The following is a 25,105-nucleotide window of genomic DNA, read 5'->3' as shown; positions in this document are numbered from 1 at the left end:
CGCGGCATCCACCTCAAGCTGTAGCGGCCCGGACGCCGGATCGAGCCCAGGGTGGGCCGCGCTTACCTGCGTTGGCGCATGGCCCGGATCAGCAGGCCCATGAGCAGCAGACCGAGCACCACGCCGAGGCCGGCGCCCCACAGCGCACCGACCTCGCCGCCGAGCAGGTAGCCCGCGCCGGCGCCCAGCGGGAACAGCAGCAGCACCGGCAGGCAACCCATCAGGACGCCTGTCGTACCGCGGCATCGGGCGCCGACGGATGGCGCAGCAAGACGGCACGCGCACGTTGCCATTCGGCGGCGGACAGCTCGGTCAGCGCCGCCGGCTTGCCGCCGACCAGCGCGGCGATCGGCATGCCGTCGCGGTACAGCACGCGCGAGCCGGCCAGCGCCGGCACCTTGTCGCCGACCAGCACGGTGCCGACCAGGTTCAGCGGATCGCTGCCGCTGACGCAGAGCAGTTCGCCGTCATCCGCGCGCTGGCGAATCGCGCGCAGCGGCGCGATCGCCTCGGGCAGGGCGAACTGCTCGCCGACCAGGCCTTCGACGAAGCGGCCGCCGCGGATTTCGCCACGCGCCTCCAGTCGGTGGTACACGCGCAGCAGTTCGCGCCACGACGGCAGCCATGGCGCCTCGCGTTCCAGCAGCTTCCAGAACACCACGCCGTAGCGGCGAAGCAGAGCACGTGCAACGTGCTCTGCTTCATCCGAATCAAGCCGGCGCGAAGCGCCACGTTCGCTTCCTCTCCCCTCCGGGGAGAGGATTGAGGTGAGGGGCTGTCTTTCCCGCGAATCGACATCTGACTTTCCCGCGAGCACCCGCCCCTCATCCGACCCCTTCGGGGCCACCTTCTCCCCGGTGGGGAGAAGGGAGGCGCCCCGCGCCAGCGCCCAGCGCCCCGCATCCTCGATGCCGCTGAGCTGGTGCCGGCGCAACCGCCGGTGCCGCCCGCCGTCGCGCTTGGCCGCCGGCAGCAGCAGGGCGCGCAGGCCGGCGAAGCTGTCGGCGCTGACCCGGCCGGCGGCGACCAGTTCGCCCAGCGCGTCTTCCAGTTCGGTGCGCAGCAGGTGGGTGTCGGCCAGCAGCTCGTCGAAGAACAGCGCACCATGTTCGCGCAGCGCATCGGCCACGGCCTGGGCGCGCGAGGACAGCAGGATCTCCTGCGGATCGCCCGCGGCGACGGCCGTCCAGACGGCCATCTCACGTCGTGGCAACAGCACGATCGGCGTACTGCGCACCGGCCCGCCGCCACCGCCGCTGCCGGTGCGCAGGCGGCTCCAGGCGATGCGGCCGGAACGGCACAGCTCGTCCAGCCAGCTGGTCGAGTAATCGACCACGCGCGCCGGCAGGATCTCCGCTTCCCACGCGCCGGCCGCGGCCTCGTAACCTTCCAGCTGCGCCAGCGTGGCGACCAGCGCGTCCGGTCCGTTCGAGCGGGTGGCCGCCGACACGTGCTGCCAGTCGAACAGGAAGCGCATCAGCGCGCGCCGGCTGACCGGCTCGATCTCCCGCCGCAGCCGGCCGATGGTGTAGCGGTGGATGCGCGCCAGCAGGTGCCGCTCGCACCATTCGGTGTCGCTGGCATCGGCGGTGAAGCGGCCCTGCATCACGTAGCCTTCGGACTGCAGCCGCAGCAACGCCTGCTCGACCTCGCCCGCGTCGACGTTAATCGACTGCGCCAACTCGCGCACGGTGACCGGGCCAAGCCCGCCGAGACGGTGACGCACCAGTTCCAGCAGCGCGTCCTCGCGCGGCCACGCCTGCGCGGCATATTCGACAGGCGCGACGATCGGCGGTTGCATGCTGGCCGCCGGATGCAGCGCCAGCCACAGCGGCAACTGTTCCGCGGTGGTCCACACGCTGGTGAGGCGCGTCGCGCGCCTAGCCGTGGCGAGCGCCTGCAATCGTTCGGCCCAGCCGGTGTTGGCCTCGACCTCGGTGACGGTGACGAAACCCAGCAAGGTCAGCGCCTCGTGCATTTCGTCCGCATCGCGCACCTGTGGCCAGGCTTCCTCGCGCACGGCGGCGATCGCGTCGGGATCGAGCCGGCCCAGATCGTCGGCGTTGTCGGCGTTCCAGCGGCGTGTCTGCACGGCCTGGGTGCGGCGCTCCTCCAGCGGCGCGTCGTCGAGAAAGGCATACGGTGCCGCGTTCAACACTTCGGCAGCGAGCGGGCTGGGCGCGGTGAGGTCGCGGGCGACGATGGCGATCTCGCCGGCTTCGAGCTGACGCAGGATCCGCAGCAGCCCGTCCACGTCCATCGCCTCGCGCAGGCAGTCGTGCATGGTCTGGTTGACCAGCGGGTGATCCGGCACCTCGCGCTCGCCCACGATGTTTTCCAGGCAGGCGACCTGGTCGGGGAACACCGCGGCGAGCAGGTCCTCGCTCTTCATGCGCTGCAGTGGCGGCGGGGTCTTCTTGCCGCCGGTAAAGCGCGGCAGCGCCAGCGCGGTCACCGCATTCCAGCGCCAGCGCGCGGGGAACAGCGGCGCGTCGAGCAGGGCCTGCACCAGCACGTGCTCGGCGGTGTTCGAGTGCAGGTAATGCGCCACCTCCTCCAATGGAAAGCTGTGGCTGGTCGACAGCGACAGCACGATCGCGTCCTCGGTCGCCGCCGCCTGCAGCTCGAAGTTGAACTGGCGGCAGAAGCGCTTGCGCAGCGCCAGCCCCCAGGCGCGATTGATGCGGCTGCCCCACGGCGTGTGGATCACCAGCTGGGTGCCGCCGGATTCGTCGAAGAAGCGCTCCAGCACCAGGGTGTGCTGGCTGGGAAGGACGCCGAGCGCGGCTTTCGCGCGGGCGAGGTAGTCGACCAGCTGTTGGGCGGCGGCGTCGGGGAGGCCGAGTTCGTCGCGCAGCCAGGCGAGGGCGCGCGCGTTGCTCCCCTCTCCCTCTGGGAGAGGGGTTGGGGGTGAGGGTACGGTCGGAGCGATAGAGTTCAAGGCTTCGCCCGTACCCTCACCCCGACCCCTCTCACCCGCAAGGGGACTCCCTGACGGTCGTCGGAGGGAGAGGGGCTCAAGCAGAGCGGAGATTTCCTCGCGCAGCCGCGACACGCCGAACGACAGCTCGTCGCTGCGCCCGGGCGCCTCGCCCAGCCAGAACGGAATGCTCGGCGGCGCGCCATGCGCGTCCTCCACCCGCAGGCGGTCGCGCTCGACGCGCTGGATGCGATAGCTGGCGTTGCCGAGCTGGAAGATGTCGCCGGCCATGCTCTCGACCGCGAAATCCTCGTTCACCGTACCCACGATGATCGCCTGCGGTTCCAGCACCACCTTGTAGTCGGCGGTCTCCGGAATGGTGCCGCCGGAGGTCAGCGCGGTGAGCCGCGCGCTGCGCCGCGGACGCAGCTGGCGGTTCACTGCGTCGCGGTGAATGTAGGCCGCGCGCGGGCCCTGGCGGGTGGTGAAGCCCTCGGCCAGCATGCGCACCACGGCGTCGAAATCCGCGCGCGACAGCTCGCGATACGGATACGCGCGGCGCACCAGCGCGTACAGCGCGTCCTCGTCCCACTCGGCGCAGGCGACCTCGGCGACGATCTGCTGGGCCAGCACGTCCAGCGGCTGCGGCGGCACCACCAACGCGTCCAGCTCGCCGCGGCGCACGCAGTCGAGCAGGGCGGTGCATTCGACCAGGTCATCGCGGGTGGCCGGGAACAGCCGCGCCTTCGGCGTGCCGTCGATGCTGTGGCCGGAACGTCCGGCGCGCTGCAGGAACGCGGCGATCGAGCGCGGCGAACCGAGCTGGCAGACCAGGTCGACCTCGCCGATGTCGATGCCCAGCTCCAGCGAGGCGGTCGCCACCAGCACCTTCAATTCGCCGCGCTTCAACCGCTGCTCGGCATCCAGCCGCAGCTCCTTGGCCAGGCTGCCGTGGTGCGCGGCCACGTGTTCCTTGCCCAGCCGCTCGGACAGATGCCGCGCGGCGCGCTCGGCCATGCGCCGCGTGTTGACGAAGACCAGGGTGGTGCGATGCGCCTCGACCAGTTGCGCGAGGCGGTTGTAGACAAGCTCCCAGCCGTCGTTCGACATCACCGCTTCCAGCGGGACGGGCGGCACTTCGATGGCGAGGTCGCGGGGGCGGGTGTGGCCTGTATTTATGATGGTGCACGGATCTTCCTTCTCCCCCTTGGGGAGAAGGTGGCCCGAAGGGTCGGATGAGGGGCGGGTGCTCGCAGCGATGTCACAACCGCTAGCCGCTTTGTTATTGCTCTTTCGCGACCCCACCCCCTCACCCCGGCCCTCTCCCCGCAGGGGAGAGGGAGATGTTGAGCCGACCAGAAAGTCGGCGATCTTTTCTATGGGCTTCTGCGTCGCCGACAAGCCGATCCGCAGCAACCGCCGCTGGCACAGCGACTCCAGCCGCTCCAGCGACAGCGCCAGGTGCGAGCCGCGCTTGCTGCCGGCGATGGCGTGGATCTCGTCGACGATCACCGTGCGCACGCTCGCCAGCATGGAACGCCCCGAGGCCGAGCCCAGCAGCACGTACAGCGATTCGGGCGTGGTCACCAGGATGTGCGGCGGCCGCTTGCGCAGCGCGTTGCGCTCGACCTGCGGGGTGTCGCCGGTGCGCACCGCGGTGCGGATCGCCACGTCGGGCAGGCCGAGTTTCTCCAGTTCGGCGCGGATGCCTTCCAGCGGTGCTTCCAGGTTGACGTGGATGTCGTTCGACAGCGCCTTCAGCGGCGACACGTAAAGCACCGTGGCGGCGTCGGCCAGCGTGCCGCCGTGCGCCACGCCCTCGCGCACCAGTTCGTCGATGGCGGCGAGGAAGGCGGTCAGCGTCTTGCCCGAGCCGGTCGGCGCGGCGACCAGGGTGTGCTGGCCGGCGCGGATCGACGGCCACGCCGCCGCCTGCGCCGCGGTGGGCGCGGCGAAGCTGCGGCGAAACCAGGCGGCGACCGCGGGATGGAAGGCTTCGAGGGCTCGGGAGTCCATGCGCATCGGCGCCGATCCGGGCGGCGGCGGGGAGTGGGACACCCGATCATATATGGGACCTGCGGCGCCGGCTGCAACCGGCGTGCGGCGGTGCAAGGCCGGCATCGGCATGTCAGTATTCACGTTCGATCGGAACATGGCGCGGGAGCCGCATGAGCGCGGTCGAACAGGAGAGCGCAGTGCAGCAAGCGTCATCGGATGCGGGTGATGAAACGGTCGGTGTGATCCGCTGGCAGACCATGGCCGATGGTCAGCGCCTGCTGTTGCGCGACTGGCCGCGACATGACGCGCGCGGCGCCGTGCTGCTGGTGCACGGCCTGGGCGAGCACAGCGGCCGGTACGATCGCCTCGCCGCGTGGTTCAACCAGCGTGGCTATGCGGTGCGCGGCTACGACCAGCGCGGTCACGGGCAGTCGCCCGGCCGGCGCGGCGCGCTGCGCCACCGCGACGACCTGCTGGCGGATCTGGCGGCGGTCTATCAGGAATACGCGCGGGCCACGCCGCACCAGCCGTTGCTGCTCGGCCACAGCATGGGCGGCCTGGTGGCCGTGCGCGCCGTGCTGGACGGGGCGCTGGCGCCGCCGGCGCTGGTGCTGTCCTCGCCGGCGCTGCGCAGTTGGGAGTCGCCGCGGATGGTCCGGCTGGCCGGCGTCCTCGCGCGGTTGCTGCCGAACCTGCCGCTGCGCAGCGGGCTCGACGCCAGCCGGCTTTCGCATGACCCGCAGGTCGCTGCCGATTACAAGGCCGACCCGCTGCGCCACGGCTGGATCACTCCGCGACTGGCCGATTTCATCTTCCGCGAGGGCGCCGCCTGCATCGCCGACGCAGGCGAACTTGCCGTGCCCACCCTGCTGCTGGTGGCCGAAAGCGACGAGCTGGTCGACCCCGCCGGCAGCCGCGCCTTCGCCAAGGCCGCGACGTCGAGCGGGCAACTGACCACGCGTTTCTTCGCCTCGCTGTACCACGAGCTGTTCAACGAAACCGAACCGGGCCGCGGCCAGGTGCTGATGCAGCTGGGCGATTGGCTGGGGCGGCAGCTGCCTCGTTGAGAAAAAACGCATGTGCCCGATCCGTGCCATCGGTCCGCCATGAATGCCGGCGATACTTCGATCCAATCTCAGGGAGAGACCACCATGTACGCACGATCGTTGGCGCGCTTTCCGCGCATCTTGCCGGCCCTGTTGCTGAGCGTGTTGCTGGTCGCCTGCGGGCGCGGCCATGACGGCCATCCGCCGGCGCTGCAGGGTGCGCCGGGCACGGCCGCCTCGGCGGCGCCGGCACCGGCCGCGACCACCTTCGCGCTGGTCTCGGCCAGTTCCCGCAGCAGCGATTCGCGCACTGCGCTGACCCTGCGCTTCAATGCTCCGCTGGCCGCCGCGCAGGGTTTCGATGCGCTGCTGGCGGTGAATGGCCCGAACGGCGAAGTGGTCAGCGGCAGCTGGAGCCTCGGCGACGACGGCAAGATGCTGAGCTTTCCCTTCGTGCAGGCGAACACGCGTTACGCGGTGACGCTCAAGGCCGGCCTGTTGGCGGCCAACGGCCGCACCCTGGGCCATGACCAGAAGCGCGAGGTGTATTCGGGCAACCTGCCCGCGGCGGTCGGCTTCGCCTCGCACGGCAGCGTGCTGCCGGCGCGCGGCACGCGCGGCCTGCCGCTGGTGTCGATGAACGTGCACGACGCCGACGTGGAGTTCTTCCGCGTGCGCGAGGACGCACTGTCGGACCTGTTCTGCAGCTATCCGCGCAACGGCCATCGCGACAGCTACGAGCTCGACCACGACGTCGCCTACTACAACACCTGCGGCGAAGGCGACGATCGCCGCAGCCGCATGCCGATCACCGAGCTCGGCGAGTCGGTCTACGCCAACCACTACACCCTGGGCGGCGAACCGAACGAGCGCACGGTGACCTACCTGCCGGTGCAGAACATCAAGGAACTGGCCCAGCCCGGCGTGTACATGGCCGTGGTCAAGGCCGGCGGCACCTTCAAGGACGGCTACGACACCGCCACCTTCTTCGTCAGCGATCTCGGCCTGCACCTGCGCGTGTACCGCGACAACGTGCTGCTGCACGTGGCCTCGCTGCGCGACGGCACGCCGGTGAACGGCGTCGACATCGAGATCCGCGACGAGGCCGGGCGCAGCAAGCTCAAGGCCACCACCGGCGCCGAGGGCAACGCGCTGCTCGCGTACAAGATCAAGGCGTCCGACGTGCTGGTGGCGCGCCACGGCAAGGACGTCTCGGTGCTGCCGTTCAACCGGCCGGCGCTGGACGTGTCCAACTTCGACATCAGCGGCCGCAAGCAGGCGCCGTTCGAGGTGTACGCCTGGTCCGGCCGCGACCTGTACCGGCCCGGCGAGACGCTGCGCGCGTCGGCGCTGCTGCGCGACTACGACGGCAAGCCGATGAAGCCGCAGTCGCTGTTCGTGCGGGTGAAGCAGCCGGACGGGCGCGTGCTCGCCGAGCAGCGGCTGGAGCCGCAGCAGCTGAACTACTTCGAGCTGAGCCAGGCGATCCCGGCCGATGCGCCGACCGGCCTGTGGCAACTGGAGTTCCGCCTCGACCCGGCGAGCAAGGACACCGTGCAGGCGTTCCCGTTCCACGTCGAGGAGTTCCTGCCGGAGCGGCTGAAAGTGGAGCTGTCCAGCCCGCAAGTGCGGCTGGCGCCGGACGAGCCGCTGCGGCTGAAGGTCGCCTCCAGCTACCTGTACGGCGCGCCCGCCGACGGCAACCGCTTCACCGCGAAGCTGCTGGTGGCACCGGAGGTGCATCCGCTGGAACAGATGAAGGACACCTGGTTCGGCAACCCGCTGGTGGAGCTGCCCAAGAGCGCCGACGACGTGGTCGACGCCAAGCTAGACGCGCAAGGCGTGCTGGAGCAGGAGGTGGCGCTGCCCGACGACGTCAAGCCGGTCGCGCCGCTGGCGGTGACCCTGTCCGGCAGCGTCTACGAAAGCGGCGGCCGCGCGGTGACGCGCCTGCTCAAGCGCACCTACTGGCCGGCCGAGGCGCTGGTCGGCGTGCGCCCGCTGTTCGACCCGAAGCAGGGCGCCGAGAGCGAGGCGCCGGCCGGCTTCGAGATCGTGCGCGCGAACGTCGACGGCGCGCTGGTCGCCGGCAGCCACCTCAAGGTGCGCCTGCAGCGCGAGCTGCGCGACTTCTACTGGCTGTACGAGCGCAGCGGCGGCTGGCAATCCGACGCGAACCAGCGCCTGCAGCTGATCGACGAGAAGGACATCGACGTCGCCGCCGGCAAGGCCGCCCACGTCGAGTTCCCGGTGCAGTGGGGCAGCTACCGCGTCGAGGTGTACGACCCGGCGACCAAGCTCACCACGGTGTTCCCGTTCTTCGCCGGCTACAGCTGGGACGACGAGAACCTGGGCAAGGAAGCGCGCCCGGACAAGGTCAAGCTGCAGCTGGACAAGGCGCGCTACCGTGCCGGTGACAGCATGAAGGTCACCGTGACGCCGCCGCACGACGGCCCCGGCGTGCTGCTGGTGGAGTCGGATCATCTGCTCTACACGAAGAACATCGAGGCCAAGGCCGGCGCCGTGTTCGAGATCCCGGTGACCAAGGAGTGGGAGCGTCACGACGTCTACGTGACCGCGCTGGTGTTCCGCGGCGGCGAGGCTGCCGAACACACCACGCCGGCGCGCGCGATGGGCGTGGAGTACGTGGCGATGGACCGCAACGAGCGGCGCATTCCGCTCAAGCTCGACGCGCCCGCGCTGATGCGCCCGGGCAATCCGCTCGAGGTGGGCGTGCAGGCCAGCGGGCTGGCCGGGCAGCAGGCCTTCGTCACGCTGTCGGCGGTCGACCAGGGCGTGCTCAACATCACCGACTATGCGGTGCCCGACGCGTGGGCGTGGCTGTTCGCCAAGCGCGCGCTCGGCGTGGACGCCTACGACCTGTACAGCCGCCTCATCGAGGCGATGGACGGTGCCGAGGCCCGGCTGCGCTACGGCGGCGACATGAGCGCGGGCGCGCTGCCCAAGGCCACCCGGCTCAATCCCAAGGTGCAGATCGTCGACCTGTTCGCCGGCCCGGTCGCGTTCGACGCGCAGGGCAGGGCCACGCTGCGCGTGGACGTGCCCGACTTCAACGGCAGCTTGCGCCTGGCCGCGCTGGCCTACACCGACAGCCGCTACGGCAACGCCGACGGCAACGTCACCGTGCGTGCGCCGCTGGTGGTCGAGCCGAGCACGCCGCGGGTGATGGCCGCCGGCGACCAGGCGATGATCAGCCTCGACCTGAAGAACCTGTCGGGCAAGGACGGCACCGCCAAGGTCAGCGTCAAGGGCGGCGGCCTGATCACGGTGGACAAGGCCACGCAAAGCGTGGCGTTGAAGGACGGCGCCGGCACCACGCTGCAGATGCCGGTGACGGCACAGGCCGGTGCGGCGGTGGCGACGGTCGACATCCACGCCGAGTTGAATGACTACCAGGTCGATCGCCACTTCGAATTCGCCGTGCGCCCGGCCTGGCCGGAAACGGTGAGCACCACGCCGCTGGCGCTGGAGGCGGGCAAGGGCGAGCACTTCGGCGCCGCCGCGATCGCCGGCCTGCTGCCGGCCACGGTAAAGGCGCGGCTCACCCTGAGCACCTTGCCGCCGCTGCCGTACGCCGCCGCGCTGCGCTACATGCTGCGCTACCCGTACGGCTGCATCGAGCAGACCACCAGCAAGGGCTACGCCGCGCTGATTCTGGACGGCCAGACGGCCAAGGCGCTGGGCGCGCAGCAAATGAGCGACGCCGTGCGCCAGGCCGCGGTGGACGGCGCGCTGTCGCGGATCGCCTCGTTCCAGGCCAGCAACGGCCACTTCAGCTTCTGGGGCGGCTCCAGCCCGATCGTCACCTTCACCACGCCGTACGTGGTCGATTTCATGCTGGACGCGCGCGACGCCGGCTTCGCCGTGCCGCAGGACGTGCTGCAGAAAGCGCTGCAGCGGCTCAACGACGACCTGCTCGCCGGCGGCCATCCGTACTACAGCTACGAACACCACGACCATCTGCGCCTCGCCGACGAGGCCTACTCCGGCTTCGTGCTGGCCCGCGTCAACCGCGCGCCGCTGGGTACGCTGCGCGCGATCTTCGACAACGAGCGGCAGAAGCTGGTGGCGCCGCTGCCGCTGGTGCACTTCGGCATCGCGTTCAAGCTGATGGGCGACAACGAGCGCGCGCAGAAGGCGATCGACGAGGCGTTTGCGTGGAGCAAGGAGCGCCCGTGGTATGTCGGCGACTACGGCTCGGAGCTGCGCGACCTGGCCCTGATGGTCGCGCTCACGCATACCTACGGCATGAGCAAGCCGGCCTACGACGCCAAGCTGGTCGACTGGGCACGCAACGCCACCGCCAACGTGCGCGTGCGCCAGCAGCAGGACAGGAACTACCGCTGGTCGTGGTCGTACCTGAGCACGCAGGAGCAGGCGGCGATCGCCCGCGTGGCGGCGGCGTTCGACGCGAAGAGCAACGCGCCGCTGGCCGCCACCATGAGCGTGGCCGGCAAGCTCGAGACTGCGCCGGACAGCCGCGTGTGGAGCCGCGAACTCACCGCCGCCGACCTCGCGGCCGGCGTCAGCGTGCAGCCGACCAGCGACGCGGCGATCTTCGCCACGCTCGACGTCGCCGGAATTCCGCAAAAGGCGCCCGCCGCCGACGACAGCCAGATCGACGTGCGCCGCAGCTGGTTCACCACCGACGGCAAGCCGTGGATGGGCAATCAATTGAAGGAAGGCGACACGCTGATCGTCGAGCTGACCATCGAGGCACGCATGGACGTGCCCGACGCGCTGGTCACCGACCTGCTGCCCGGCGGGCTGGAAGTGGAGAACCTCAACCTCGGCGGTGCGCAGCAATGGTCCGGCGTGGTGATCGACGGCATCGACCTGGACCAGCACGCGGCGGCGGCGGAAACCGTGCACGAGGAATATCGCGACGACCGCTACGCCGCTGCGCTGAATCTGCGCCGCGGCGACAAGTCCCGCGTGTTCTACCTGGTGCGCGCGGTGACGCCCGGCAGCTACACCGTGCCGCCGTCGCTGGTGGAGGACATGTATCGCCCCGCCGTGCGCGGCATCGGCAAGGCCGAGCCGGTGAAGATCAGCGTGGTCGAGCCGTGATGCTCCTGCTCCTCCCCCTGCTCGCAGGGGGAGGCTGGCGACCGAAGGGAGTCCTTCAGGTGAGGGGGTAAGGCTTTTGACTTTCGCTTGGGTATGACAAAGAGCACCCCACCCCAGCCCTCCCCTGCTGTGCAGGGGAGGGAGCCAGGCAGCCTGCACCGCATCATGACTGCGATTCCAGCCGCCACGCCGCTCGCTTCCACACGCCGCTCGCGCGCGTGCCGCTGGCTGCGTGCGGTGCTCATCACTGTCGGCGTGCTGCTGCTCGCCGCCTTCGTCCTCGACCATCTGTTCCCGCTGCACCTCCCCGCCCCCGACACCGGCAGCACCGTGGTGCTCGCGCGCGACGGCACGCCGCTGCGCGCGTTCGCCGACAGCGACGGCGTGTGGCGTTACCCGACCACCGCGAGCAAGGTCTCGCCGCTGTACCTGAAGGCGCTGCTCACCTACGAGGACCGCTGGTTCTACCGCCACCCCGGCGTCAATCCGTACGCGCTGCTGCGCGGCCTCGCCGGCGGCATCGCGCACGGGCACATCGTCTCCGGCGGTTCCACGCTGACCATGCAGGTGGCGCGCATCATCGAACCGATCCCGCATACCTTCCGCGGCAAGCTGGTGCAGATCTTCCGCGCGCTGCAGCTGGAGGCGCATCTGTCAAAGGCGCAGATCCTCGACCTGTACCTCAACCACGCGCCGTTCGGTGGCCCGATCGAGGGCGTCGAGGCGGCGTCGTGGGCGTACCTGGGCAAGCCGGCGACGCGGCTGTCGCACGCCGAGGCGGCGCTGCTGGCGGTGCTGCCGCAATCGCCCAGCCGGCTGCGCCCGGATCGCCACCCGCAGGCGGCGCGCGCCGCGCGCGACAAGGTACTGCGCCGCATGCGCGACCTCGGCGTGTGGAGCGCCGCCGAAGTGCGCGATGCGGCGATCGAGCCGGTGGTGGCGCGCTCGCTGCGTGCGCCGCTGTCCGCCGCGCTGCTGGCCGAGCGGCTGCATCGCGAACAGCCGCGGGCGCGGCGCATCACCAGCACCATCGACGCCAACCTGCAGCGCGCCGCCGAGGATCGGGTCAGCACGTATCTGTCGCGACTGCCGTCGCACACCTCGGCCGCCTTGCTGGTGGTCGACAACGCCACGCTGGAGGCGCGCATCTACGTCGGCACCAGCGACTTCGCCAACCCGCAGCGGCACGGCTACATCGACATGGTGGCCGCGCCGCGCTCGCCCGGCTCCACGCTCAAGCCGTTCCTGTACGGCCTGGCGCTGGACGACGGCCTGATCACCTCGCAAAGCCTGCTGGTCGACGCGCCGCAGGATTTCGGCGGCTACAAGCCGGGCAATTTCGACGAGGCGTTTTCAGGGCCGGTCAGCGCCGCCGAAGCCCTGCAGCGTTCGCTCAACGTGCCGGCGGTGGACGTGCTGGATCGCGTCGGTCCGGCGCGCTTCATGGCGCGGCTGGCGAATGGCGGCCTGGACCTGGGTCTGCCCGCGGGCGCGCAGCCGAACCTGTCGATCGTCCTGGGCGGCACCGCCACCCGGCTGGAGAACCTGGTCGGCGCGTACACCGCGTTCGCCAACGACGGCATTGCCGGCACGCCGCGCTACACGACGGAACAACCGGCGCGCCCGCGCCGGCTGCTGTCGAGCGGCGCGGCGTGGATCATCCGCGACATCCTGGCCAGCAACCCGGCCGACGTCGAAGGCGGCCCGCTCGCCGGCGCGATCAACCGGCATGCCACGGTGGCCTGGAAGACCGGCACCAGCTACGGCTACCGCGACGCCTGGTCGATCGGCGTCACCGACCGCTGGACCGTCGGCGTGTGGATCGGCCGCCCCGACGGCACGCCCTCGCCCGGCCAGTACGGTGCGGTGACCGCGCTGCCGCTGCTGTTCCAGATCGTCGACATGCTGCCCTCGCGCGGCGGCCACGCCCGCGCGCAGCCGGCCAGCGTCAGCCGCCGCGACATCTGCTGGCCGCTGGGCGGCGCGTTCGAAAACACCCCGGCCAGCCTGTGCCGCCAGCGGCGCAGTGCATGGGTGCTCGACGACGCGCTGCCGCCCACCTTCGCCGAGCGCGACCTCGGCGCGTGGTCCGCCGGCCTGCTCAGCCTGCGCGTCGACGCGAAAGGCCAGCGCCTCAGCGGCGCCTGCCACGCCGCGCACGAACGCACGATCCAGCTCGCGCGCTGGCCCGCGCTGGCCACGCCGTGGCTCGGCGTCGACGACCGCGCCGCCGCCGCGCTGCCGCCGCTCGCCCCCGGTTGCGCCGCCGATTCGCTGGACCGCGCCACGCCGATCCGCATCGCCGGCCTGGCCAGCGGCGTCACCCTGCGCCGCGCGCCGAACAGCGACCAGCCGCTGCGCGTGACCCTGCGCGCGCTCGGCGCCGACGGCGAAGTGCAATGGCTGCTCGACGGCCGCCTGCAAGGCAGCAGCGTGGGCGCCGCCGCACAAACCATCGCGCTGCACCGGGCCGGCCCGCACACCGTCACCGCGCTGACCGGCGACGGCGCCTTCAGCGCCGTGCGCTTCCATGTGGCGAACTGAAACCGCACCCGCTTGAACCTCGCGCCGCCGGCGTGGTCAACGAGCGGCACGACCGGGCGAATTGCGCGCCAGAATGGCAGCCGCGCGTCGTGTCACCGCTTTCTCCCGTATCGGAGTCCCCATGCGCATCCTGCTGGTGGAAGACGATCCCTCCATTGCCGAGGGCATCCGCGCCTCGCTGCGCCAGGGCGGGCACGCCGTGGACCATGTGACGGACGGCGGCCAGGCTGACGCCGCGCTGCGCGATCACGGCTACGACCTGCTGGTGCTGGACCTGGGCCTGCCGGGGCTGGATGGCAGCGAGGTGCTGCAGCGCCTGCGCCGCCGCGGCAAGGGCCTGCCGGTGCTGGTGGTGACCGCGCGCGACGGCCTGGCCGAACGCATCCGCGTGCTCGACCTGGGCGCCGACGATTACCTGGTCAAGCCGTTCGCGCTGAGCGAGTTCGAGGCGCGCGTGCGCGCCCTGCTGCGCCGGGTCAGCAGCCAGGGCAAGCCGGAACTGCAACTGGGCCGGTTGCGGCTGGACCTGCCCGGCCACCGCGCCTGGGTCGATCGCCGCCCGCTGGAGCTGACCGCGCGCGAGTTCGGCCTGCTCGAAGCGCTGGCGCTGCGCGCCGATCGCGTCACCAGTCGCGCGCAACTGATCGAGGCGCTGTGCGACTGGGACCAGGAACTGACCGACAACGGTCTGGACATCGCCATCCACCGCCTGCGCCGCAAGCTGGACGGCAGCGGCACCGGCGTGCGCACCATCCGCGGCCTCGGCTATCTGCTGGAGGAGCTGGCCGACGCCGGCGACGCCGCATGAAACGCCCCGCGCCCGCGCGCCCCAGCCTGCGTCGACGACTGCTGGTGTTCCTGCTGATCCCGATGGCGGCGCTGCTGCTGCTTGATGCGCTGCTGAGCTACGGCGTGGCGCTGGGCTACGCCAACCGGGTGCACGACCGCGACCTCGCCGACGATGCGCGCACTCTCGCCAAGCTGCTGCAAAACAACCCGCTGGGCGGCCAGCTGTCGCGGCAGGCGCGTTTCCTGCTCGAATACGATCCGGACGGACGCAGCTATTTCAGCGTGCGCAGTTCCAGCCAGGGCCTGCTCGCCGGCGATGACCGGCTGGCCGCGCCACCGACGCCGACAGCCGCCGGCGTGCCTGCGCTGTACGACGCCCGCCTGGACGGCCACGCGCTGCGCGCGGCCACCGTGCGCGAAGACATGCCGGGCGATGCCGCCGGCCAGCTCACCGTCACCGTGGCCGAGACGCTGCACGATCGTCGCGAACAGGCCCGCGAGATCCTGTTGCTGGCGGTGGTGATGCAGACCCTGCTGATCGCCTGCGTGCTGTCGCTGGTCTGGTTCGGCGTGCGTCGCGGCCTGCGCGTGCTCGATCCGCTGACCGCACGGCTGGCCGCCCGCTCCAGCGAACTCACCCCGATCGACGGTCCCGACGTGCCGCAGGAGATCCAGCCGCTCACGCGCACCATCGACGCGCTGTTCGGCCGGCTGCGCGACATGCTGGCGCTGCACGACCGCTTCATCGCCGATGCCGCGCACCAGCTGCGCACGCCGCTGGCCGGCCTGAGCCTGCACGCCGACCGCGCGCTGGCCGATCCCAGCCCGGCGAACCAGGCCGACGCGCTCGCCCACATCCAGCGGCTGACCCGGCGCGCCGCGCGCACCGCCTCGCAACTGCTGGCGCTGACCCGCGCGCAGGCGGCGCCGCCGGAGGGTGGCGAGCAGCGCCTGATCGACCTGGCCCGGCGGGTGCCCGAGATGGTTGCCCAGCGGGTGCACGAGGCGATCCGCGAGGGCATCGACCTCGGCTACGAGGGCGGTGCGGCACCACTGTGGGTGCTCGGCGAACCCGCCGGCCTGCAGGACCTGCTCGACAACCTGATCGACAACGCGGTGCGCTACGCCGGCCGCGGCAGCGAGATCACCGTGCGACTGCGCGCGCGCGCCGACGGCGGCGCCAGCCTGCTGGTCGAGGACAACGGCCCGGGCGTGCCGCCGGACCTGCTGCCGCGGTTGAGCGAGCGCTTCTTTCGCGTCGGCGCCAGCGCCGAGCCCGGCAGCGGGCTGGGCCTGGCCATCGTGCAGCACATCGCCGGCCGCCATGGTGCCGAGCTGGTCTTCCGCAACATCGATCCTCATGGCCTGCAAGTGGCCGTGCACTTTCCGCCGCCGCCCGCCGCGGTGGACGCGCCGCCATGAACACCTCCGTGGCCGGCGCCGCGGGCGATAAGGCCGGCGAAAGATTCGCACACCACAATGGGGCTCCGACTTCTGCCCCGGCGCCCGCGCACGTCCTGCGCGACCCGCCGCCATGGAACATGCCCGCCGAGTTCGCCCGCCTGAACCCCGCTGCATCCGGCCCGTGCAGGCGCCTCCGCCCGCTGCTGTGCGCGCTGCTGCTGTGCGCATTGGCCGGCTGCGCCGAACCGCTGCCGAAGCTGGCACCGCCGCAGTCCGCCCAGTGGCGGCATGCGACCGCCTCCGCGCCGGCGGCGGCGACCGACCCCGCGCTCTGGTGGCATGCGTTCCACGATCCGGCGCTCGATGCGCTGGTCGAGCGCGCGCTGGCCGACAACCTCGACGTGGCGCAGGCGGTCGAGCGCCTGCGCGCGGTGCGCATCCTGCGCCGGCACGCGACCGATCGCTACCGGCCCGGCCTTTCCGCACGCACCGGCGACGCGGTCGACCCGGACGCCAGCGCCTCGTTCTTCGTCGCCGGCTTCGACGCCACCTGGGAACTGGGCCTGTTCGGCCGCGCCGAGGGCAGTCGCCGCGTGGCGCAGGGCGAGCTGGACGCCGGCGTCGCCGACCTGCGCGCGGCGCGGGTCAGCCTGGTCGCCGAGGTGGTGCGCGAATGGATCGGCCTGCGCACCGCGCAACGACAGGAGCAAGGGCTGCAGCAGGTGGCCGCCGAGCGCGCGCGCGCCTGGCAGTTGCTGCAGGCACGCCAGCGCCTGCAACTGGCCGCACCCGCCGCGGTGGATCAGGCCGCGGCCGCCAGCGCGCAGGCCGAGGCCGCGCTGGCGGCGCCGCGTCAGGCGATCGACGCCAGCGCCCAGCGGCTGGCCGTGCTGCTCGGTCGCGAGCAACCCGATCCGGCCTGGCTGCAGCCCGCGCCGCCACCCGAACTGGGTGCGTGGCGGCTCGGCGCCACCCCGGCCGACCTGCTGCGCACGCGCCCGGAGATCGCCCGCGCCGAGGCCGACGTGCTGCGCGCCGCCGGCGAACTGGCGCTGGCCCACGCCGACATGTTCCCCAGCATCGGCATCGGCGGCTCGCTGGTGTGGGCCACCGACATCAACAACAACCACCGCTTCTCCACCACTCCCAACGCGATCGCCTCGCTCGGCCCGATCATCAGCATCCCGCTGTTCGACTGGGGCATGCGGGTGGCGGCGCACCACGCCAGCGCGCACCAGCTCAAGGCCAGCGTGCTGGCCTATCGGCAGGCGGTGCTGCAGGGCGTGGCCGAGGTGGAGACGGCGCTCGGCAGCCTGCACCAGCAGAGCGAGCGCGAGCGCCACGACCAGGCCGCGTGGCAGGCGTTGCAACACGCCGACCAGGTGCTGCGCCAGCGCGTCGCGCTGCACCTGGACAGCCCGCTGCAGCAGATCGACGGCCGCATCGCCGCGACCCAGGCGGCGCTGGAACTGGACGACGCGCGGGCCGCCCGCGCGCTGGCCTACGTGGCCTTGTTCAAGGCGCTCGGCGGCGCGCCGCCTCCGGCGGCAACGACGGCGCCGACCGCCGCGGCCAGTGCAGCGGCGCCGCGCTGATGGTCGCTCTCGCGCGCAAGACGCTGGTCTACGAATGGCGCCGGTTCCTGCCGGCGATGCTGGCGGTCGGCTTCGCCGGCCTGCTGCAACTGCTGCAGATCGCGCTGGTGCTGGGCATCTTCGGCAGCACCAGTGTGTACGTCACCGGTTCGGCGGCCGAGGTCTGGGTGGGTTATCCCGGCACGCAGAGCGTCGGGCTCGGCCGCGCGATCGACGCGGACGTCGCCTCGCACCTGCAGATGGACCCGCAGGTGCAGCGGGTCGAGCCATACCTGTGGGTCGATGGCGACTGGCGCGGGCCGCGCGAGACCGGCGGCGTCTCGGTGTTCGTCTCCGGCATCGACCCGGCGGCCGACGGCCTGATGTTCGCGAAGGTGCTGCCGCCCGCATTGCGCGCACGGCTGGCCGAACCCGATGCCATCGTCATCGACCGCTCCGCGCTGGACCAGCTCGGCGTGGACGTCGGCCAGAGCGCCACCATCAACGGCCACCGGGTGCGCGTGGTGGGCATCGGCAGCGGGCTGCGCGCGCTGGGCGGGGTCAACGTGCTGTGCTCGCTGGAGACCGCGCGCGAGCTCGACAACGATCCCACCGACACCGGCCCGACCTACCTGGTGGCGAAGCTGCGCGATCCGGCGCAGGCCGAGGCGGTGGCCGCGCGCCTGCGCGGCGCTACCGCGTTCGGCCCGTACACCGCCTGGAGCGCGCGCGATTTCGCCAAGCGCTCGGTGCGCTACTGGCTGTTCGACACCGGCGCCGGCGCCGGCGTGCTGTTCCTGGCCGGCATCGTGTTCCTGGTCGGCACCGTGATCACCAGCCAGACCCTGATCGCCGCGGTCAACGGCTCGGTGCGCGAGTACGCCACGCTCAACGCGCTCGGCGTGGGCGTCGGCGCGCTGCGCAAGGTGGTGCTGGAGCAGGCGTTCTGGGTCGGCGCGCTGGGCCTGCTCGGCGCCAGCGTGCTGGGCATCGTGCTGATGCTGCTGGCGCGCAGCCAGGACGTGCCGGTGGTGCTCAACGTGGCGGCGGCGCTGGGCTGCATCGTGCTGGTGATGGGGCTGGCCGCCGTGTCCGGGCTGGCCGCGATGCGCAGCCTGCGCCGCGCCGATCCGGCCAACCTGCTGCGATGAGCGCGATGCCCGCCACCACCGAAACCGCGCGCGTGCCGTCGCTGCAGGCCGACAACGTCAGCAAGGCGTTCGTCTCCGGCAACCAGCGCACGCAGGTGCTGGACGGCCTGTCGCTGAGCATCCACGCCGGCGAACTCACGTTGATCTCCGGCCCGTCCGGCTGCGGCAAGAGCACCTTGCTGGCGGTGCTCAGCGGCCTGCAGAAGGTGGACGGCGGCCGCGTGCGCGCGCTCGGCAGCGAGCTGGGCCAGCTCGACCTGCGCGCGCTGGAGCGCTTCCGCCTGCAGCACACCGGCTTCGTGTTCCAGGGCTTCAACCTGTTCCCCGCGTTGAATGCGTTCGAGCAGGTCGAGCTGCCGCTGAACCACATGGGCCTGTCGCGCGACGAGGCGCGCCGGCGCGCGCGGCAATCGCTGGAGGAGGTCGGGCTGGCGCATCGCATGCGGCTGCGTCCGTCCGAACTGTCCGGCGGCGAGAAGCAGCGCGTGGCGATCGCCCGCGCATTGGCCAAGCAGCCGGAGCTGCTGTTCGCCGACGAGCCGACCAGCGCGCTGGATGCCGCCAACGGCCAGGTCATCATCGACATCCTGCATCGCATCGCGCACGCCCACGGCACCACCGTGCTGTGCGTCAGCCACGACCCGCGGCTGGTCGTCCACGCCGACCGCGTGCTGGCGATGGAGGACGGCCGCATCCTCAGCGACCGGCGCCCCGCGGCACCGGCCATCGATCCCCAGGAACCCGCCCCATGACCTCGCTCGCACCGCATTCCCCGCACCGCCGCGCGCTCCGGTTTGGCATCCTCGCGCTGGGCGTCGCCGGGCTGCTCGGCGGCTGCTCGCAGCCGGGCGACGCGCCGGCCGGCGCCGCCGCACCGGTCGCCCGTTACGCCGCGGTGGCGCGTGGCCGGATCGACATCCAGGGTGGCCTGCTGGAACTGTCGATGCCGCGCGAAGGCGTGCTCGCCACGGTGGCGGCGCACGAGGGCGACCGCGTGAAGCGGGGCCAGTTGCTGGCCGCACTGGATACGCACCCGGCGCAGCTGGCGGTGGACGCCGCACAGGCGCAACTGGAGCAGGCGCAGGCCCAGCTCAAGCTGCTCGGCGTCAAGCAGCAGGCGGCGCGGCAGCGCGCGCAGCGCCTGGCCGCCGCCGCGGCTGCCGGCGCCGGCGACGGCCAGAGCGCCGACGATGCGCGCGAGGCGGCGGCCCAGCTCGACGCCGAGCAACTGGCCGCGCGTGCCGCGCAGGACATGGCCACGCAGAAGCTGCAGGAGACCCGCTATGAGTTGCAGCAGCGCAGCCTGCACGCCCCGTTCGACGCCCAGGTGGTGCACGTGGCGGCGCAGCCCGGGGCGAGCGTGTCGCCGGGCTCCGGCGCGCTGTTCACCCTGCTGCCGGACAAGCCGCGCATCGTGCGCGCCGAGCTCAACGACAGCTTCGTCGGCGCGGTCCACCCCGGCATGCCGGCCGAGGTCAGCGCCGACAGCGACCGCGACGGAAGCCACTGGGCCGCGCACGTGCTGCGCATCGGCCAGGTGTACGGCCCGGCCACGCTGGAGAACGACCCGCAGGTGCGCGCCAACGCACGCACCGTGGAGTGCGTGCTGACCTTCGACCAGCCGTCGTCGCTGCGCATCGGCCAGCGCGTGGTGGTGCGTTTCGACAAGCCCGCCGGTGCGGCGAAAGACTGAGGAAACCGCCCCCGGCGATCATGCTGGCGGCAAACCGCCACGATTCCGTCCCGCCAGGCCTGCGCGTGATCCAGCAAACCGACTTCTTCCTCGAGGGTGGCCGCCGCGGCGTGCTGCTGATCCACGGCCTCACCGGCACGCCGATGGAAATGAAGCTGCTCGGCAAGGGCCTGAACCGCGCCGGCTTCACCGTGCACGGCATGCAGCTGGCCGGGCATTGCGGCAGCGCCGACGACCTGCTCGCCACCGGCTGGCACGACTGGTACGCCAGCGTGCAGCAGGCCGCCGACGATCTGCTCGGCAAGGTCGATCAGCTGTTCGTCGGCGGCCTGTCGATGGGCGCGCTGCTGGCGTTGAAACTGGCCGCCGATCGTCCGGGGCAGGTCGCCGGCGTGGGCGTGTACGGCGCCACCTTCCGCTACGACGGCTGGAGCATTCCGCCGCTGGCGCGGCTGTCGTTCATGCTGCCGCTGCTGAAGAAACTGGGCATCGGCCGCGGCCGCAGCTTCATGGAGCAGCCGCCCTACGGCATTCGCGACGAGCGCCTGCGCGCCCAGGTCAGCGCGGCGATGCTCGGCGGCGACAGCGCCGCCGCCGGCCTGCCCGGCAACCCGTGGTACTCGCTGGCGGAGATGTACGGCCTGGCCGCCAGCGTGCGGCGCCAGCTGCCGCAGGTGACCGCGCCGTGCCTGGTCGCCCACGCCAGCGACGACGACGTGGCCAGCCCGAAGAACGCCGAGCTGGTGGTGCGCGCGGTCAGCGCGCCGACCGAGCTGCTGCTGCTCGACGACAGCTACCACATGATCACCATCGACAAGCAGCGGCGCACCCTGATCGAGCGTTCGGCGGCGTTCTTCGACGGCATCGCCGCATCGCGCGCGGCGGCCTGACCATGCCGGCGGCGGGCGCCATCTCCCCCCTCGTTGCCAGTCTCTGGCTGCTCAACATCGTGCTCGACACCGGCGGCCAGCTGGCGTTCAAGGCGGCGGCGGGCGACCCGACGGCCGGCGACGGCCTGGCGCGCTGGAAGTACATGGCGTCGCGGCCGTGGCTGTGGCTCGGCATCGGCAGCTACGTGGCCGAGTTCCTGGTGTGGATCGCCTTCCTCTCGCTGATCCCGCTGTCCGAGGGCGTGCTGCTCGGCTCGATCAACATCGTGGCGATCATGCTGGCCGGGCGCTTCCTGTTCGGCGAGAGACTCACCCGGCTGCGCGTGGCCGGCATCGCGCTGGTCACGCTGGGCGTGGCGATCGTGGGGCTGGGCGCATGAAGCGCTTCTACCTGTTCGGCTTCCTGCTGCTGATGGGCTTCGACACGCTGGCGCAGATCAGCTTCAAGTATGCCGGCACCCAGGCGCTGCCTGTGGAGGCGAGCCTGGCGTGGCTGCTGCGCGTGTTCGGCCAGCCGTGGGTGTACGGCGCGGTGGTCGGCTACGTCGGTGCGTTCTTCACCTGGATGGCGCTGCTGAAACACGCGCCGATCGGCCCCGCCTTCGCCGCCTCGCACCTGGAAGTGGTCTCGGTGATGCTGCTGTCGGTGTGGCTGTTCGACGAACACCTCACCGCCGCCCGCGTGCTTGGCGCGATCGCGATCCTCGCCGGCATCGCCTGCCTCGGGCTGGCCGAGAGCCGCGAGCACGCGCCGGAAGCGGCCGTCATCTGAACGCAGGCCACGCGCTGCCCATGCTGCCCCGCCGCCGCCACGAATTGCCGCCCACCGCCGGCCTGCCGCTGCAGCTGGCCGACCTGCGCCCCGGTGCGCCGACGCTGGCCGCCGACGTCGCCGCGCTGCTGGGCTTGCCGCCGCTGTCACTGACCTGCTCCGGCACCGCCGCACTTCTGCTTGCGCTGGCCACGCTGCGTGAACTGCAGCCGCAACGCCGTCGCGTGGTGGTGCCGGCCTTCACCTGTCCGCTGGTGGCGATCGCCGTGCGGCAGGCGGGACTGGAACTGCAATTGTGCGATCTCGCGCCCGGCCACCATGACCTGGACCCGACCGCGCTGCGTGCCGCCTGCGACGAACGCACGCTGGCGATCGTGCCGACTCACCTGGGCGGCCGTGTCGCCGACGTCGACGCCGCGCTCGCCGTCGCGCACGAGGTCGGCGCGTACGTCATCGAGGACGCCGCGCAGGCGCTGGGTGCGCGCCGGGCGGACGGCGCCAGCGTGGGGCTGGCCGGTGACGTGGGCTTCTTCAGCCTGGCCGCCGGCAAGGGTCTGTCGATCTACGAAGGCGGCCTGCTCACCGCGCGCGATCCCGCGCTGCGCGAGCGGCTGGCCGATGCGGCGGCGCGCGTGCCGCGGCAGTCTGGCTGGGAATGGCGCCGGTGTTTCGAACTGCTCGGCTACGCCGTGCTGTACCGGCCGTGGGGGTTGCGGCTGGCCTATGGCAATCCCTTGCGCCGCGCGCTGCGCCGCGGTGACGAGATCGCCGCGGTGGGCGACGATTTCCCGCCGACGATCCCGCTGCATCGCGTCGGCCGCTGGCGGCAGGCGGTGGGCGCGCATGCCGCTGCGCGCCTGCCGGCGTTCCTGGCGCACACCGCCGCGCAGGCGCAACGCCGGCTGTCGCGACTGCGCGACATCCCCGGCGTGCAGGTGCTGGATGACCCGCCGCACGCCCGCGGCACCTGGCCGTTCTTCCTGCTGCTGCTGCCCGACCAGCGCCGCCGCGACGCCGCGCTGGCGCAACTGTGGCAAAGCGGCCTCGGCGTCAGCCGCCTGTTCATCCACGCCCTGCCCGACTACCCCCACCTCGCCGGCGTGGTTCCTGCCGCGGATGTGCCGCGCGCGCGCGACTTCGCCGCGCGCAGCCTCACGGTCGGCAACAGCCCGTGGATGGACGAGGCGGACTTCGAGGCGATCTGCGGCGTGCTGGAGGCGGTGCTGCGCTGAGACGCTGACGATGGCGCTCCCGTCGTCACTCCCGCTTTCACGGGAATGACGCCATCGGCAGGTTCGCGATCGCCGCCAGCAACTGCACGTTCAGCGCATGCTGCTGCGCCTGCCAGCCGGCGAGCTGCGCGGGGTCGACCGCCGGCTGCGCGTCCATCGCGGAGAGCTTGCGCTTCCACCAGCTGCGATAGTGGTAGTGCGAGATCTCGCCGTTGATGTCGCTGCCGACCAGGCCGCGACACAGGCTGCCGACCAGCGCCAGCGCGTGGTCGAGCTGCAGCCGGCCCTGGTCCCAGTTGGTGCGCGCCACCTCGGGTGCGAACACGTCCTTGTCGATCGACAGGTAACTCGGCAGCGTCTGGGCACGCTGGCTTTCGACGAAGGCATCGAGCATGGCCTCCGCCGTGTCGAAGCCATGGAACGCCGGCGCCAGCCCGAGTCGCCGCGACCAGCCGGTATCCACGCCGGTGCTCCAGTAGCTCAGCCTGCCGCGCCGCAATGGCGTCAGGTAGTTCTCCCACGCATGCCCGGCGCCGATGTCGGCGGAGGTGATGCCGAGCACGTGCACGTGGCTCACCTGCGGCAGCAGCGCCACGCGGCGCACCCACGAGCCGCAATGGACGCCGAACGGGAAGCGCATGTTGTCCGGGTGGTTGTCCAGCACCACCACCTGGAACGGCGCGTTGCCGCGCAGGCGCGCGATCAGCGGCCAGCTCAGGTGGTGGAAGTCGCCGCTGCCGGTGAACACGGTGCCGTGGCGCGTCGGCAACAGCTCGTCGAGCACGCGCGCGAAGCGCCGCATCCTCGCCAGCGAACAGCCGAAGCGGATCGACTCCTGCCAGCGTTCCAGCGGCAGCACCAGCCGGTCGCGCAGGGGGCCGACGGAGTGGTCGATGTCCAGCACGATCGGCTGGTTCGAAAGCTCACTCATCGGCCCTCGCCTCCTGCCACTGGCGGTCGCTTTCGAAATGACCGCCGAGGCGACGCAGCAAGGCGCGCAGCAGCGGGTTGCGCGCGTATACCGCGTGGCGGGTGAAGCTCATCCGCGCGCCGAGAAAGGCTTTCACTTCCGGATCGGTCCAGCCGGCCACGTAATGCGTCAGCCCGCGCCGGCGCGCGTGCTCGAGGTTGTGCATCCAGCTGACGAAGTACAGGTTGTGCTCGCGCGCCTGCGGATAGGCAAAACCGACGTACTTGTCGATCAGCTTGCCGGCGTGTTCGTAGCAGAGGTTCCAGCCGATCATCGCGCCTCCGTGACGGTAGACGAACACCACGCCGCCGCTGGCGGCATCCTGCAGCAGGGTGCGGAAGAAGGCCGCGGTGGGCCGGTCGAAGTGGATCGTGCTTTGCGCGTAGACGTTGTCGAACAGCGCGTGGAACGCCGCCAGCGTCGCCTCGTCGCGAAAGCGCGCGTCGCCGGTCGGCACCGCCTCGACATCCAGCGCGGCCCGCGCGCGCAGTTTGCGCCGGATGTTCTTCCGCCGGCCGTGCGACAGGCGCGCCAGGTACTCGTCCTCCGAGTCGAAGTCGATCGGCACCCAGGCCAGCGCCTGGCCCTCCAGCAGCACGAAACCCGCGGCCGCGCAGGCGCCGGCGAAGGCGTGCGCATACGCGTTGTCGGCGTCGCCGAGCAAGGGCGAGTCGTGCGCGATGTCCTTCACGATCAGCAGCCGGCACTGGCGCCCGAAAGCGGCCTTAAGTCCCTGCGCCAGCGCTGCGGGCGCCACCCCCGGCGGCAACGGCGCGTACTCGGTCACGGTGCTGCCGGCGAAGCGCGTGCGCCAGCGCAGCAGCGCCCGCCAGTGGCGGTACAGCGGCAGCGCGGCCACGCGGCGGCGCAGCGCGTCGTCGGCGGTGGTCAGCAGGTCGAACGGCGCCACGAAGGCCGGCATGCCCTGCGGCGAGCGGTCCACCGCGAAACCGGCCGGCGGTTCGGCCGTGAACGCCGCCAGCAGCGCGTCCGGCTCCAGTTGCGCAATGAAAGGCATGAGTAAGCGAGCG

Annotated in this window: 17 protein-coding genes; 13 read left to right on the top strand and 4 right to left on the bottom strand. The window is 71.7% G+C overall.

Features of this window, described 5'->3' with window-relative positions:
• Positions 1 to 62: 62 nt before the first annotated feature.
• Both B1991_RS18605 and B1991_RS05490 read right to left on the bottom strand, forming a co-directional pair.
• On the bottom strand, positions 63 to 221 hold the full coding sequence (locus B1991_RS18605) for a hypothetical protein (RefSeq protein ID WP_168709587.1): 159 nt from the start codon (positions 219 to 221) through the stop codon (positions 63 to 65).
• Complete coding sequence (locus B1991_RS05490; protein WP_136257712.1) at positions 221 to 4,936, bottom strand: DEAD/DEAH box helicase; 4,716 nt, start codon at positions 4,934 to 4,936, stop codon at positions 221 to 223. The genes B1991_RS18605 and B1991_RS05490 overlap by 1 nt, the downstream gene beginning before the upstream one ends.
• Positions 4,937 to 5,175: 239 nt before the next feature.
• On the opposite strand from B1991_RS05490, the gene B1991_RS05485 reads away from it, so the two are divergent.
• From B1991_RS05485 to B1991_RS05425, 13 genes are all read left to right on the top strand, one after another.
• Positions 5,176 to 5,985: an alpha/beta hydrolase gene (locus tag B1991_RS05485; RefSeq protein WP_136257732.1), complete on the top strand. Its 810-nt coding sequence runs from the start codon at positions 5,176 to 5,178 to the stop codon at positions 5,983 to 5,985.
• An 84-nt stretch (positions 5,986 to 6,069) separates the two neighbouring features.
• Positions 6,070 to 11,055, top strand: a complete 4,986-nt coding sequence (locus tag B1991_RS05480; RefSeq protein ID WP_136257711.1) for an alpha-2-macroglobulin family protein — start codon at positions 6,070 to 6,072, stop codon at positions 11,053 to 11,055.
• 165 nt (positions 11,056 to 11,220) lie between these two features.
• A complete protein-coding gene (gene pbpC, locus B1991_RS05475) occupies positions 11,221 to 13,599 on the top strand; it encodes a penicillin-binding protein 1C (RefSeq protein ID WP_136257710.1) in 2,379 nt (792 codons plus the stop codon).
• Between the two features lie 121 nt (positions 13,600 to 13,720).
• Positions 13,721 to 14,407, top strand: a complete 687-nt coding sequence (locus B1991_RS05470; RefSeq protein ID WP_136257709.1) for a response regulator — start codon at positions 13,721 to 13,723, stop codon at positions 14,405 to 14,407.
• Positions 14,404 to 15,810 carry a sensor histidine kinase gene (locus B1991_RS05465; protein ID WP_136257708.1) on the top strand — a complete coding sequence of 469 codons (1,407 nt, stop codon included), beginning with the start codon at positions 14,404 to 14,406 and terminating at the stop codon, positions 15,808 to 15,810. Before B1991_RS05470 ends, B1991_RS05465 begins: the two co-directional genes overlap by 4 nt.
• Before the next feature lie 119 nt (positions 15,811 to 15,929).
• Complete coding sequence (locus B1991_RS05460; protein WP_136257707.1) at positions 15,930 to 17,387, top strand: TolC family protein; 1,458 nt, start codon at positions 15,930 to 15,932, stop codon at positions 17,385 to 17,387.
• Positions 17,387 to 18,517: an ABC transporter permease gene (locus B1991_RS05455; protein WP_136257706.1), complete on the top strand. Its 1,131-nt coding sequence runs from the start codon at positions 17,387 to 17,389 to the stop codon at positions 18,515 to 18,517. Before B1991_RS05460 ends, B1991_RS05455 begins: the two co-directional genes overlap by 1 nt.
• Positions 18,518 to 18,522: 5 nt before the next feature.
• Positions 18,523 to 19,269, top strand: coding sequence for an ABC transporter ATP-binding protein (locus tag B1991_RS05450; protein ID WP_136257705.1), 747 nt, complete (start codon positions 18,523 to 18,525; stop codon positions 19,267 to 19,269).
• A complete protein-coding gene (locus tag B1991_RS05445) occupies positions 19,266 to 20,210 on the top strand; it encodes an efflux RND transporter periplasmic adaptor subunit (RefSeq protein ID WP_136257704.1) in 945 nt (314 codons plus the stop codon). The genes B1991_RS05450 and B1991_RS05445 overlap by 4 nt, the downstream gene beginning before the upstream one ends.
• A gap of 65 nt (positions 20,211 to 20,275) precedes the next feature.
• Positions 20,276 to 21,100: an alpha/beta hydrolase gene (locus B1991_RS05440; RefSeq protein ID WP_136257703.1), complete on the top strand. Its 825-nt coding sequence runs from the start codon at positions 20,276 to 20,278 to the stop codon at positions 21,098 to 21,100.
• A 2-nt stretch (positions 21,101 to 21,102) separates the two neighbouring features.
• Positions 21,103 to 21,480: a DMT family transporter gene (locus B1991_RS05435; protein WP_136257702.1), complete on the top strand. Its 378-nt coding sequence runs from the start codon at positions 21,103 to 21,105 to the stop codon at positions 21,478 to 21,480.
• The gene (locus B1991_RS05430) at positions 21,477 to 21,872 is read left to right on the top strand and encodes a DMT family transporter (RefSeq protein WP_136257701.1); all 396 of its coding nucleotides are present in this window, start codon (positions 21,477 to 21,479) and stop codon (positions 21,870 to 21,872) included. Before B1991_RS05435 ends, B1991_RS05430 begins: the two co-directional genes overlap by 4 nt.
• Positions 21,873 to 21,892: 20 nt before the next feature.
• A complete protein-coding gene (locus tag B1991_RS05425) occupies positions 21,893 to 23,104 on the top strand; it encodes a DegT/DnrJ/EryC1/StrS family aminotransferase (protein WP_136257700.1) in 1,212 nt (403 codons plus the stop codon).
• Positions 23,105 to 23,141: 37 nt separating this feature from the next.
• Here the strand turns inward: B1991_RS05425 and B1991_RS05420 are convergent, their stop codons facing one another.
• Positions 23,142 to 24,035, bottom strand: coding sequence for an arginase family protein (locus B1991_RS05420; RefSeq protein ID WP_136257699.1), 894 nt, complete (start codon positions 24,033 to 24,035; stop codon positions 23,142 to 23,144).
• Positions 24,028 to 25,092, bottom strand: a complete 1,065-nt coding sequence (locus B1991_RS05415; protein ID WP_136257698.1) for a peptidogalycan biosysnthesis protein — start codon at positions 25,090 to 25,092, stop codon at positions 24,028 to 24,030. Before B1991_RS05415 ends, B1991_RS05420 begins: the two co-directional genes overlap by 8 nt.
• Positions 25,093 to 25,105 lie beyond the last annotated feature (13 nt).

Source organism: Rhodanobacter lindaniclasticus (assembly GCF_004799035.1).
In the GTDB taxonomy this organism is placed as follows: Bacteria; Pseudomonadota; Gammaproteobacteria; order Xanthomonadales; family Rhodanobacteraceae; genus Rhodanobacter; species Rhodanobacter lindaniclasticus.
Note: the sequence above shows the minus strand (reverse complement) of the source record. Positions and strands in the feature narration are given on the sequence as shown.